This window comes from Magnetococcales bacterium (genome assembly GCA_015232395.1).
Classification (GTDB): domain Bacteria; phylum Pseudomonadota; class Magnetococcia; order Magnetococcales; family JADFZT01; genus JADFZT01.
The window spans coordinates 25663-39322 of sequence record JADFZT010000003.1; the positions used below are offsets into that span (position 1 = coordinate 25663).

The following is a 13660-nucleotide window of genomic DNA, read 5'->3' on the forward strand; positions in this document are numbered from 1 at the left end:
CCCCCTCCCGGAATCTCTCAGCCTACCTGAAAACTTCAGAAAAGGGAGAGCCACCATCACCCCTCCTGAACAGCCCCCACCGCCCACAGTTTCTTTTGGCGATGGCGGGTGTGGTCGGGGTTGGAATCATCTGTGGGACAGTCCAGAAAAACCAGCAAAATCGGAAGATGGGAAAAACTTCTAACGCTGAACGCTCTTTTGGCTGGGATCGAAGGAGACATGGGGATCCATTGGGATCAAGGGGAATATCACGATTGAAGATCCATCATAACATGACCAAACCGGGGAGGTGGAAAAATAGCCGAGAGACACAACATCCATCCGGGAGGAAACCTGCCCCACCCTGAGGCAGGGGAAAAATCCTACTGGAGAAACATCTCTTCAGCAGGTACGCGCTACCGGGAAAGCGCCTACGAAGTGACTGCAAAACAGATCGTTTTCCGGGAATTGACTACAACAGTGTCAACATCCAGGGGACATAATAGATCTGCAGGGAGACTGAAACAGCGAGGGCCACAAAAGCCACCAGGGCCAGAGGCATCACCCCCAAAAAGACCTTCAAAAGCCGTCTCTCCTTCAGCCGATAGCGCACCAATCCCTTGGAGAGAAAAATCGCCACCAGGCAGGTGAGGACGTAGGCAGCACACATGAAGAAAAGATGGGGAAAAAAGGTGGCAAAAGCCCCGGCATAGCTGAATACCGTCAGGGACTCCCCCGCCGCCAAATCACCATGGATCAAACGAATCAGGGAGATCGCCCAAAAACTGACATTGAGAACGATCACCAACATCGCACCGAAGGTTTTATAGAGAAAAGCCAACAGCAGGGCGGCCAAAAAACCCACCACATGACCGAGTAAAATCAGACTGGATTCAAACCGCCACTCCAAAAAGGCACTTCCCAAAGGCCCAACGGCAAAGATTTCCCCCAGCTCCGATTCCAAGGTGCCGGTTTCAATCACCGACCCCATCAACAGCCACCCCACGAAAACCCCGATGGCGATGGACATGATGGCGGTAAAGGTGCGCCAATTGGCCACCAGGGGAGATTTTTTTTCCACCCAGATGTGGTGACGGTTGAGGTCGAGAATTTGGTTCATGCGGGGGGTCATGGCCCCGGTTATCAAAAACAGCGCCAAGGTTCCGGCTTTAGGGGCGATAAACATAAACCCCACATAGAGGCTCGCTATGGTCAAAATCAGGGCTTCGACATAGAGGATAAAATCCCACTGATAGCGGTCGCCGGAGAGTCCCAACTTGTCGGTGATAAAGTTACCCACCTCCCCCTTGGGGATAAAACGGTCCCCTTCATATTCGGGAAACAACTCCTCATCAGAAACCTTCACCGGGCGGGAAGCCTCGGAGTGGCTCTCTTCCCGGCGGGAGACCTTGGGAGGAGATGCCTCGGCAGGCGATTCCACCGGGGGGGATTGGGGCTCCTCGGGGGGGGCATCGGGGTTCATATCAATAAGGCTCCTGATGTCAAAAGGGGCTTCGGGAAAAATATGTACCGGGGGTTAGCGTTCCGGTGGCAACAGTTCCCGAATCATGATTTCCGGCCCCCCATAGGTGATTTGACCGAGTTTGAACTTATAGTGTTTATCGTTAAAAGGGATCGAAACGGTCTCTCCCATCCGCAACAGGGGATGATAGCCCGGCAGACGGGGATAGAGACAAAACATCCGCTTGCCCTTTCTGAAGTGAATGATTTTCAGGGGATCCCCCGCTTCATCTTCCTCAAAAAGCCGATGGATGAGCGAAGGCTGAGAGTCGGCGCTCAAAAGACGCACCGAAAAATCGACCAAATTTTCCTCTTCCCGAACGATCCGGGAAACGTAGCCCACGCTGAAAGTGTAGTCAGGGGGACGGGCAAAGGCGACCATGGTGCCGATACGAAAAGGTCGGGTGGCGTAGCCCTCGATCAGGTGCAGCTGAATCTCTCCCCGCCCCGTCACCTCGGGATCGATCTGCCACTGGTTGATCTCCTCCAGATCCCGCTTATCCTCCACATTGGTCAGCACCGATGAGGAACGGGCCAGGGTGAGATGAAAGGAGGACTCTTCACGAAATTTTTCCGCCCCCTTTTCCCTCCGGTTGCGAATCATGGCGTAGGCGTTCATAAAGCCAAAAAAGAGGTGAAGATCGGGATCCTTGCGGAAATGGGGCCGTTTGATGCCAACGCTTCCCAGAGAAAAATCCCGTTTCAGCCCCTGCAACAGGTGGGGCCGCTCCATGGGATGCAGTCTGAAGAGGGGCTCCCCTTCCGTGACACCATTTCCCCCACCCGACACCTCCCCCAAACCCCCTTTGAGATACCCCTCCAGAACGTTGCGGATTGCCTCCAGGCTGAAAAGATAATCCCGTTTTTTGCCAGGCTCACCCTGACCCAAAACAGGTGGAATTTCCTGTCCAAAAGCGATGAGAGCCTCCCCTTTGCCAGGCGCTTGTCCGTCACAGGGATCAATCCGGACCTGATTTTTATGGCTCTCCAAAAAGGCCGTCAAGAAATGCAGATCACTGGGAGACCAGCGCTGTGAATCGAGCATGGACCACAGCTGGATCTTGATATAGAGAGACTCGAAGCTGTCAGTACCCAAATGAGGCACGCTGAAACCGGCAAGACCGGTCTCCAGGCCGAGCCCGGATGAGGAGAGGTGATGGTAACGCTCCTCCACCGATTCATAGCTCCTGAGCATAAAATAGAGCTTGTTGGCCATCCCCAGATAGACCGGAGGCAGGTTGCGATAGAGCAGGCCGTTGAGGTGTTGCAGCAACCAAATCAGCTCCAGAATGTGAAAGGCGGTTTCAGGCACCTGGTCGCGTATTTTGGCATAGCGATAGTTGGGACGGCGATAATAGAGATCGAACAGATTGCCATAGCCCTTCAGGAGAGCCTCCGCAGCCTGGATGGCCCCGTTGAGCATGGCGGAATAGGCATCGCTGGCGGGAATGGTGACCTTTTTGCGATAACGAAAATAGATGTTTTCCATCACCGGGAAGGCGTAGAGCAGGGCCATTTTAAGGCGATTGGACCGCTCCTCCAGGGTGAGATTGGAGGCTTTGAGCATCTTGGTCAGATAAGCCGCGATATCCCCCAAAAGAGTCGCCATCTCCCCGGCTTCAAACTGGCGATTCCAACGCTGGCTGAGTTCCTCGGCCCCGGGCAGCTGCATTTTATAGCGCCCCGGCACCCAAACGAGGGTAATTTTTTGATCTCGCTTGGGGAGTCCAATGCCGAAAATGTGGCGCTTTTTAATGGGTGCCAACACCCCCCCATCCCCCTTGGGGCTATCGACCGGATCGGTGGGGATCGGTTTTGCAGGAGGTTCGGTTCCGGTTGGAAAATCAGGAGGCGAGGCGGACATCTTCCACGTTCTCCCTTTCTATTTCGAATTGTAGGAAGCCACCAAAAATCTTTTTTTCCAGATAGAGCATTTCCGGATCGGTATTTCTCAGGATCCCTTTTTTGGTGAAACCCTGTTTGAGTTTGACCCGAACCCGCCGGTCGACATAAAGCACCAGAGGATCGGCCAGCGGCTCAATAGTGGTGATGGCAGAGAGGGGAATCTCCATGGGGGGCAGATAATCATCCGGGGTACGGATGGCCCGGACAGACTCGCCGTCAATGGATTTGAGATAGAGCTGCTGGAAGGTCTCTGTATCCAGATGGATACGCACGGCAGAATCGATCAGGGGCGTCCATTTTTGTTGGCGGGCTGCGGCCTCCTGGGCAGAAAGCGCTCGGGTTTGGTAGACGACTCCCCCCGTACTGCCACTCCTGCTGACACCACGCTCCCCCCCTGAAGCACTTTCAGCTACCAGGGCACTCCCGGCAGCCCCGGCACTCAAAGTAGCGGAAGCGCCAGCAGAGGTTGAGGAAAATACGGAAGCCCCTGCACCGGCAGAACCACCCCCATCGCCAGTGGCAACGCCCGGCGTCTTGACCCCCATCTCATCCACACGGGCCAACGCTTCATCGGTGGACATTCCGTCACGGGGAGCGGGTATGCCAGAATCACTCCCCGAAGCACCGACACCCGACACCGAAGCGGCAGCATCTCCAGCAGCTGAAGCCCCAGAACTGGAACCGCCAGCCCCTCCCTCACCAGGCACCTTCACCCCCATCTCATCGATGCGGGCCAACGCCTCTTCTGTGGAAATCCCATCCCGGGGAGCGGGTATCTCAGGGGCACCATCCGTGGCAGTCGAAGCGCCTCCAGCCGAAGCCATCCCTGGGGAAGCGTCGGCAGGCCCGGTCGACCCTGAACCAGCACCGCCACCCCCCTCCGGCACCTTCACCCCCAGATCCTCAATGCGCGCCAACGCTTCCTCAGAGGTGAGGCCATCCCGGGGAGCAGGAATCTCCATATCCACCCCACCCCCGACAGTCGAGCCCCCTGGCATCTGCCCGGAGTCAGCCCCCGGACTCGAAGCTGCTCCGGAAGCGGCGTTGCCGACCCCGGAGCTTTGGCTTTCACCATCAGCCGTGGCCTCAACCGCCACCGGCCCCCCTTCACCCATGGCCACTTCGCCGGTCACCAGGCTCAATATTTTTTGTGGACGAATGGCTTCATATTTAAACAGCACCACCCCCACCAGGCAGACCGCCAGCAGAAGGGTAAGCAGGTAGGTTTTGCTTTTCTGTTTTTTTCCGGAAAAGGATTTCAGCAGGGCGGCTTCCGGGGAGGGCAGCGCCAGTGGCTCTCCACTCCAGTTGCCCTTGGCTTTGGGGGCGCTCCCGGCACCTTTGCCATCATTCCCGGCAGCACCCAATTCCGCAACAAACCGCTGGGCTTTGGTGAGGGCCGACTCGATGGTTGGATCTTTGGGCTTTAAGCGGCTGGCCTCTTCCAGTTGAGTGAGTGCTGTGGTGAGCAGAGGCAGATGGGCCTGCTCCAGTTTGCCCCCATCTTTGCCATCCCCCAGGAGAGAGCGCACGGAGTTGATGGCTTTTTCCGCCAGGGTTTCGCCCAACAATCGGCGCAGAGCCGGAGAGACCGGTGAACCGGAAAAAGCCACCGCCTTGCGCAGCAGCTCAAGCTTGGTATTTAAATTGCCCTGATCACCAAATTTATTGGCAGCCTGAAGGATTTCCCGACAGACCGGGGAGAGGTCATAGAGCTGGCTGGCATCCACCAAAAGCTCCCGGGCCTCCTTGGCGGCTGCGGCCATCTGTTTCCGGCTCTCCGGGGTTCCCTCCCCCTTTTGACTCTGCCGGACGGTTTGGTCCAACCCCAACAGCAAGCCCATGGAGAGATGCCCCGGCTCCTGGAGCAGGGCCTGTCTGGCCAGTGCCACGGGGTTACTTCCGCTCTCGGGGGAAGGCGATAAATCTGTGGGATTTGCCATGATGAGGAACCCAAGCTTGCCGATGGCCGATAAATAATCCCCAACTGGCAGTGAAAAAAACAGCTGTCGAGGAAGCCCAAGGGATGGGTCGATCCAGTTGAGTCAGCTCACCAATTGGCAACGAGGTCTCAGTGGATATGGCAAGAATGGGATGAACCCGTTGATCCAGTCAAAACGGTCCAACCCAACGATATGAATGATACAAAAAATCCAACCCCTCCCAGCAATCAAGCATACACCCTTTTCCCGCCAGGATAAAACGATTCCAAAACCGCTTTTCACCTCTTCTGCAAAACGCCCCCTTGCCACCAGTCAGCCGCTCACCAATGGACAAGTCAGAACTCCGACGACAGATCAGGATCACCTTTGGCCTTCACCGGATCTCTCCCTGGGGGAGCCCTCTCCTCGGAAAGGTTGAGCAGCTTTAAAAAAACTTCTCCATAGCGTTTCAGTTTGAAAGCCCCAATCCCCGGAATTCCAGCCATCTCATCCAAAGATTTTGGCATATGGTGGATCATTTCCCGGAGGGTGGCATCATGAAAAATGACGTAGGGAGGCACTTCCTGCTCCTTGGCAATCCTCAGACGCATCTCCCGCAGCCGCTCCCAAAGGGTTGCGCTTTCTGAAGAATCAAACGCCGTCTCAGAATTCCTGGACTTCCAGGCGGTTGGTTTTCCCGATGAATCAAACGCCGCCCCGGAGGCTCTGGCTTTCCGGGTGCGAACAGGATCCTTCCGCAACCTCACCTGTTTTTCCCCCTTGAGCACCGGGCGGCAGGACTCCTCCAGTTTGAGCCCCCCATGGCCTTCATAATCGACCCGCAAAAACCCCGCTGCCACCAACTGCCGAAAGATGGAGCGCCACGCCTTGGCTCCCAAATGCTTACCGATGCCGTAGGTGGATAGACGGTGGTGGCGAAACGAAACCACCCGATCATTTTCCACCCCCCGAAGCACATCCACCAGATAGTTCACCCCAAAACGCTGATCCGTGCGATAGACACAGGAGAGAGCCATCTGCGCTTCCCGCGTACCATCCCACCCTTCAACCGGCTCCAGGCAGGTGTCACAGTTGCCGCAAGGCTCGGCCAACACCTCATCAAAATATTCCAGCAACACCTGGCGACGGCAGCGAATGGTTTCGCAATAGCCCAAAAATGTGGAGAGCTTTTGCCGCTCCAGCCGCTTCTGCTCCTCGCCAGCAACCGATTGATCGATAAAAAATCCCAGGGTCGCCACATCCTGCATGCCGTAGATCATGAAGGCGTTGGCCGGTTCACCATCCCGCCCCGCCCGACCGGTTTCCTGATAATAGGCCTCCAGGCTTTTGGGCAGATCCAGATGCGCCACAAAACGCACATCCGGCTTATCGATGCCCAAGCCAAAGGCGATGGTGGCCACCATCACCACCCCCTCCTCCTTCAAAAAACGATCCTGATGCAGCTGGCGCTCCTCCCCGGGCAATCCGGCATGGTAGGGAAAGGCATTGAACCCCTTATCCACCAACCACCGAGCGGTCTCCTCCACCTTTTTCCGGGAGATGCGATAGACAATACCGGACTCCCCCTGATGCTCCCCCTTTAAAAAGGCAAGCAGCTGCTTGTGGGCATTATCCTTGGGAGCGACGTGATAGCGAATGTTGGGGCGGTCAAATCCACCGAGAAAAACCCGGGCATGCCCCAAACCCAGCCGCTCCACAATCTCCTCCCGGGTGCGGGGATCGGCTGTGGCGGTCAAGGCGATGCGGGGTACGCCCGGAAAACGCTCCCCCAACACCCCCAACCCCATATAATCGGGACGAAAATCATGGCCCCACTGGGAGACACAATGGGCCTCATCAATGGCAAACAGGGCAACATCAAGCCCCGCGAGAAAATCGAGGGAGGTTTCCCGGGTGAGCCGCTCCGGAGCCACATACAGAAGATCGAGATCCCCCTGGGAGGCCCGTTGGATCACCTGCCAGCGCTCCTCGCTGGTTTGGGTGGCATTGATACAGGCGGCCCGCACCCCGGCCAGCCTGAGGGCGTTCACCTGATCCCGCATAAGCGCAATCAAGGGGGTCACCACCACCCCGATACCGGGCCTGACGAGAGCCGGTATCTGATAGCAGAGAGATTTCCCCCCCCCCGTCGGCATCAACACCAGGGCATCCCCTCCCCCGATGAGATGGTCGATGACCGCTTGTTGATCACCCCGAAAGGCCTCATAACCAAAAACGGTATTCAGGCAGGTGAGGGCGGAAGAATCGGCTGGATGGAGCTGGTTGGTTACGTGAGACACGAAGAGCACCGGAAAAGATAAAAGAACAGGAGGATGTCGTTAAACCTTTATGTTACGATAGCGCGTCACAATGATCAAACAAGGGAGCCTAACATGGTCTGTGGAATCGATCGAATTCTGACGGATGCGAAAAAAACCATTCAAGATGCCGAGACACGTCTGATCCAGGAGTTGGCAGCGGATTTCGACCTGGAAGTGGAAACCGAGGAGATCCTGCAATCCCGGGAAGCCCGGGAGCTGAAGGGAGCTATGGAGACCTTTGCGGTCTGGCTTGCCCACGGCAGAGAGTTGACCAAGGAAGAGGAGTAAGGCCTCTTCTGCTGGATGACACTTTTCTGAAAAAGACAGAATAAACGCTTACAGGGTTGTTCCAGGAGAAAATAATCCATCAGCCCTGATGGATGTGGTTTGCGCTGCTCACCACATCCATCAAGGTCACATGACCCATCAGCCTTGATGGATGCGGTTCGCGTTGCTCACCACATCCTATAGGCTCCCACGGTTTTTGGCGTACCGGTTCAGCAGGTGCGCCTTTTCCGTTGGCACGGCTATATTTCAGGGGAGTTGAAAAAGAAGAGGCTGGAAAAAAACGTCGGTCAAACAGGAAAAGCCGGGGGGATATTCGGGGGGGCCGGTGATCAGCCCCCCCGAAGAGTCTTGCTACATCTTACAGATTACATACCCATACCCATCTGGATATAGGAGCAGGGGCAGACTTCCTGACAGATGTGACAACCGATACAGCGGGTGTAATCGGTAAACATCACACGACCCTGGGGCCGCTTCAGGTTGCGATGGATCGCTTCCTGAGGACAGTAGATCCGACACTGGTCACAGACAAAACAGAGACCACAGGAGAGGCACCGCTTGGCTTCAGCGATTCCCTCGGAAATGCTGAGGGTTTGGTTGATCTCCCGGAAATCCTTGGTCGCTTCTTCCACCGGGATCTGCTTCTCTTCGTTACGAGGAGCAGCCGGATAGATGCCCAAGCGCATTTCCGTATGACGCACCGGACGGCCCTTGTGGGGAAGTTGATATCTTTTCCCTTTAAGGTAACCATCAATAGCCCGGGCAGCGATACGGCCCTGACCCACGGAGCGGGTGGAGATACCCAGTCCCAACACATCACCACCGGCAAAGATGCCGTTTTCCTTGGTCTGCATGGTGGAACTGGCACCAATGAAGCCCCACTTGTTGGCAAGGTCTTCCATCCCCTGCTCCAGCTCCGGCACCTGACCGATACCAACAATCACGGTATCCACCGGCAGGGTGAATTCGGAACCTTCGATGGGTACCGGGCGGCGACGACCGGACTTGTCCGGCTCACCCAGCTCCATGCGGATGCACTTGATGGCGGTGGCCCGGCCCCCTTCGGTCTCGAAACCGATGGGTGCAGAGAGAAACTCAAACTTGATACCCTCGTGAACCGCCTCATCCACATCCTTGGAGATGGCGGGCATCTCTTCCCGGGTACGGCGATAGAGGATGGTGACCTGGGAATATTTGGAAACCCGTTTGGCCACCCGGGCGGAGTCCATGGCGGGCTTTTCAGCAGCGATGGTGGCTCCAGAGCGTTCGACTTCCTCATCAATCGCCTTGCTGGCCGCTTCCATGGCCGCAGTATCACCACTCTTTTCAGCCTTTTCCCAGGCTTCTTCGTTATCCGAGTGAAGGCGAAGAGAAACGCGGGCGGCGTCAACGGCGGAGTCACCACCACCGATCACCACCACCCGAGCGCCGATTTCCACTTGTGCACCGGTATTGACCCGGTTGAGAAATCCAGCACCCGTAAAAACGTTGGCGGAATTTTCACCTTCAACGTTCAGGTTGGTACCCTTGTGTGCACCGATGCCCAGATAGACGGCATCGTACTGGTCTTTGAGATCCTGGTAGGAGATATCTCGACCCACGCGGGTGTTGTATTTGATCTCAACGCCCAGATCCAAGATGTTCTGGATTTCAGCATCAAGGACTTTTTCGGGCAGACGGTAGGAGGGGATGCCGTAACGCAGCATACCGCCACCCTTTTCGAAGGCTTCGAAAATGGTGACGTCATAGCCCCTGCGAACCAGCTGATAAGCGCAGGAGAGACCCGTGGGACCGGAACCGATGACGGCAATCTTCTTGCCCTTCTTCTCATCGGTCAGCATCTTGAGTTTCAACCCACGGTCAATCCCGTGATCGCCGATCAACCGTTCCATGTTGTTAATGGCAACGGCCCCATCTTCCATGTGCTGTCTGTTACATCCTGATTCGCAAGGGTGTGGGCAGACCCGACCATGGATGGCCGGCATGGGATTTTTATCGGTCAGGGTGTACCACGCCTTGTCCAAGGCATCCTCGATGGGAGTCTTGAACATGTCCGCCTGAGCGATGGACGTCAGATAGCCACGAATATCCTCACTGGAAGGACATTCGTTACGACAAGGGGGCATACGTTGGACGTATGTGGGGCATTTATAGCTTCGGGCGTTGCGGACGATGATCTCCTCCGCATCCGGCAACTTCAGCCCGGCCTCCACGTCTTCCCGAGACTGCCTCTTGAGGATAGTTGTTTCTTTACTCATTGCTGCAAATTCCTCCGGTATTTAAGGCGCTTGGGCATCAGAGGCGGACGTGGCTTGACCGGTTCAGGGTCTGAAGGGCTTCTGGGCCATCGTCAATGTGGTAGCGGGTGAAGGGGAAGCCGGTCTTTTCGAAGAAACGCTGCCAGCCAATCCGATCGATCCACTCGCCGATCCGCTCCCAAGGCTTACCACCTTCTCTGTAGGCCTCGATGATCTTCTTCACCGCCTCACCCACTTCGGGCCAACGGGGAGGATTGTTGGGCAGACCCCAAACAGCCAGCTTTTGCAGGGCAGGGCCGCCGCGGGTGTTGGCCATTTTACCACCCACCCAGATGGAGAGCGTGTCGGTATCGGAGTCGCGGATTTCCATGCTGGGGCACTGGCCGTGGCAGGCGCCGCAATACATGCATTTTTCCTCAACCACCTCAACGGTCTGGTTGCCGTCCACAACTGTCGGACGAATCGCCGCAGCCGGACAGATGGCGACCACCTTGGGCAACTCACAGATCTGCATGTTGTTGTGGTCGATGCGCGGGGGATGATGGTGCTGCACGATGATGGAGATATCCCCTTGGCTGGCGCAGTTGATCTGGCAGCAGGAGGTGGAAATTTTCACCCGGTTGGGGAGATTTTCGTTCTTGAAGTCGTCGATCAACTCATCCAACAGCGCCTTCACCGCACCAGCGGCGTCGGAGCCAGGCAGGTTGCAGTGGAGCCAACCCTGGGTGCAGACCACGTTGGAGACCGAAGGACCGGTACCACCGATGGGAAAGCCCAGCTCCTTTTCGACGGCATTGATCAGGTCATCCAGCTGGCTTTCGTCGTCACACAAAAACTCGACGTTGCTGCGGGTGGTGAAACGGATGAAGCCCTTGGAATATTTATCAGCGATGTCACACATATGGCGGACAGTGGCTGCACTCAATGTCCGGGGGGAACCACCACGTACGGTATAGAGCTTGTCGCCGCTCTCGGCTACATGCACCAGAACGCCGGGACGAACCCGCTCATGATAGTCCCATTTGCCATAGTTCGCGGTCATGGCAGGATGGAGCATTTTGGTATAGTCGGGAGCACCTTGATCCCGAGGTGCCATTTGCGTATTGCTCATGTTTTCTCAGTCCTCTTAATGTTCATGAATACTGGCTAACCGATTCGGTACCCCTGGAATCAGGAGGCCGCCTCGGTGGATTCCACTTCACGGTTCCAGACGGGAGGATCCTGATTCTGCTCTCCATCGAAACGGCCGGGAGCCAGCTCCTCGAACTTGATGTAGGTGCTGGTACGGGGGGCGCGGACCATCTGTACGTCGGGCTCAATGCCAACACCCTTGAGGAAGGTGGCCATACCAACGCGCTTGATGAACTCACCAATCCGCTCGTGATCCATACCGTTGTCGTTCCAGAATTCCCAAATCCGATCAATGAAGTCGGTGAGGGCCACCAAGTCTTCGTCGGTTTCCAACTTCATGAAGGGCACCAGCACCGAACCCAGGGTGTCACCCACGATCAGGGTACGCTTGCCGCCCAACAGCACGGTTACGCCACGATCCTTACCGGGTTTCAGGGCCTTGTGCATGACGTTGATGCAGTGCATGCAGCGGACGCACTCGTCGTTGTCAACCAAAAGCTCTTTTTTGTCGGTGTCGACGGAGAGGCAGTTGGTGGGGCAGCGGGTGAGGACGTTGTCGATGAGATATTTGATACCCTTGTCATCGATAAACTCAGCCACTTTCTCCTGATTGACCTGCATCGGCCCGCGCCAGGTACCCATGAGGGGCATGTCGGAGCGCTGCATGGAGTTGGCGCAGTCGTTGGCGCAACCGGAGAGTTTGAATTTGAACTTGTAGACGAACTCGGGACGATGGAGATACTCAATGAAGGTGTCGGTGATGTGCTTGGTGGCTTTCAGGGTGTCGTAGCAAGCCATCTCACAGCGGGCCGGACCCACACAGCACTGCAGGGTACGCATGGCGGCACCGGAGCCACCCATATCCCAACCGTCGTTCATCAGCGCTTCGGAGGCTTTGAAGGTGTTTTCGTTGTCAAAGCCCAAGAGCAGAATGTCGCCACTCATGCCGTGGAGCTGAAGGATGCCTGCACCAAATTCTTCACTGTGGTCAGCCAGGTTGCGCAGGGCAGCGGTGGAATAGTGCCAGCCGGAAGGCTCAATGATGCGGATGGTGTGGAACTGGGCGATGTCAGGATATTTATCCGCCTTTTCGGAGAGACGCGCAATCACGCCGCCGCCGTAGCCAGGCACGTTCAGGATGGTGCCCTGCCAATAGTTCCAACGGTTTTGATAAGACTCTTCCAGCTGATTGAGAAGCTGACCCACTTGGGGACGCGTCTCAGACCAATTTTTCAGATCGGTCACGAAGCTCGGCCAGGGACCGGACTCCAATTCGTTCAACATCGGGGTGTTCAAAGGCTGTTTCTGGGCATTCTGGGTCATGTGACACTCCTCTAGATCGTCTCTTGGCGGACTGGGGACCGCCAACTTCTCCCTCTATCCGGAACGCTTCTCTCTCGGATTACGAAACAAAATTCAGACAAATTCAGGGGATCTTACCTGGGGATTGGCCCTCAGACAATATGAAAATAACGATATTCTAATTTAATTTTGCAAATATAAGAATAAAATAAATTAATCATGAGAAGAGATCCTGTATCCAGCAACCACCCGACACCTCTTCAGAATCGTGACTCACCCCTTCCCCAGCCCCCTCCCTTCCCCTGACCAAACCGGAAAAATCAGCCCCACCCTGGTCCATTTTGCCCCCTCACCCCCTCTTCCCCCTCTGCTCAGGCAATAGATATAATCTTGCAATACATTGAAATATATCATTAAATTCAAACACAAAAGAGCCCGGCACACCCTTTGCATTAAAACAGACATATCCAGCCATCAATCCAATTAACCCACACCGGATCCGGCCACGACAGCCGATCATGTCGAATCCGAATTTTGGCGATATTTGCCAAGCTGGTAGCCGCAAGGAGACAGAACATGAAGAGGATAACCGGACTGCTCTTGATCATTCCAGGCCTGATGCTCTCAAGCTTTGTCAGTCTCAAAGCCGATGAACAACCCAATCAGACCAATGAGCGAACGGTTCCTATTGAACGGGCCTCGGCTCTCTCTCTCGATTCGGAGATGGTGGAAACCCTCCTGACTCGCGGCGGGGATCCCGATACCGTTGATCTCAGGGGTAGAACACCTCTGATGTGGGCAGCGGAAAACGGTCGGGCTGAGTTGGCCAACCGTCTGATCAATGCCGGGGCGGATGTGCATCTACGAGATTGGTGGGGCCATAACGCCCTCAGCCTCGCCATCGGCAACAATCACCGGGAGGTGATCACCCTGCTTTTAGAGCATTCTGCGGATTTTTCCGCCTGACTTGCCTCATTTCCAAAGTCGTAACCCATGACCCCTCCGAGGGGGCCATCAGGTGAAGTCGTGCCGG

9 protein-coding genes are annotated in these 13660 nt (G+C 55.9%); 2 read left to right on the plus strand and 7 right to left on the minus strand.

Translation table 11 applies throughout. The annotated features are described in order from the left end of the window. Positions 1–451: 451 nt before the first annotated feature. From HQL52_01615 to recQ, 4 genes are all read right to left on the minus strand, one after another. A complete protein-coding gene (locus HQL52_01615; GenBank protein ID MBF0368127.1) occupies positions 452–1462 on the minus strand; it encodes a hypothetical protein in 1011 nt (336 codons plus the stop codon). 54 nt (positions 1463–1516) lie between these two features. After that, on the minus strand, positions 1517–3364 hold the full coding sequence (locus HQL52_01620) for a hypothetical protein (protein MBF0368128.1): 1848 nt from the start codon (positions 3362–3364) through the stop codon (positions 1517–1519). Then, a complete protein-coding gene (locus tag HQL52_01625; protein ID MBF0368129.1) occupies positions 3345–5297 on the minus strand; it encodes a hypothetical protein in 1953 nt (650 codons plus the stop codon). Before HQL52_01625 ends, HQL52_01620 begins: the two co-directional genes overlap by 20 nt. Before the next feature lie 386 nt (positions 5298–5683). Beyond that, positions 5684–7627 (minus strand): DNA helicase RecQ, encoded by a 1944-nt coding sequence (gene recQ, locus HQL52_01630; protein ID MBF0368130.1) that lies wholly within the window; start codon positions 7625–7627, stop codon positions 5684–5686. A gap of 93 nt (positions 7628–7720) precedes the next feature. Between recQ and HQL52_01635 the strand changes: the two genes are divergently transcribed. After that, positions 7721–7936 (plus strand): hypothetical protein, encoded by a 216-nt coding sequence (locus tag HQL52_01635; GenBank protein ID MBF0368131.1) that lies wholly within the window; start codon positions 7721–7723, stop codon positions 7934–7936. 365 nt (positions 7937–8301) lie between these two features. Here HQL52_01635 and HQL52_01640 read toward each other — a convergent pair whose 3' ends face one another. From HQL52_01640 to dsrA, 3 genes are read right to left on the minus strand one after another with little or no spacing between them, the layout of a single operon-like run. Next, the gene (locus HQL52_01640) at positions 8302–10194 is read right to left on the minus strand and encodes an FAD-dependent oxidoreductase (protein ID MBF0368132.1); all 1893 of its coding nucleotides are present in this window, start codon (positions 10192–10194) and stop codon (positions 8302–8304) included. A gap of 37 nt (positions 10195–10231) precedes the next feature. Further along, positions 10232–11305 carry a dissimilatory-type sulfite reductase subunit beta gene (gene dsrB, locus HQL52_01645; GenBank protein MBF0368133.1) on the minus strand — a complete coding sequence of 358 codons (1074 nt, stop codon included), beginning with the start codon at positions 11303–11305 and terminating at the stop codon, positions 10232–10234. Positions 11306–11364: 59 nt separating this feature from the next. Continuing rightward, positions 11365–12648 (minus strand): dissimilatory-type sulfite reductase subunit alpha, encoded by a 1284-nt coding sequence (gene dsrA, locus HQL52_01650; protein ID MBF0368134.1) that lies wholly within the window; start codon positions 12646–12648, stop codon positions 11365–11367. Positions 12649–13203: 555 nt separating this feature from the next. On the opposite strand from dsrA, the gene HQL52_01655 reads away from it, so the two are divergent. Beyond that, a complete protein-coding gene (locus HQL52_01655; protein MBF0368135.1) occupies positions 13204–13593 on the plus strand; it encodes an ankyrin repeat domain-containing protein in 390 nt (129 codons plus the stop codon). The last annotated feature ends 67 nt before the right edge of the window (positions 13594–13660 follow it).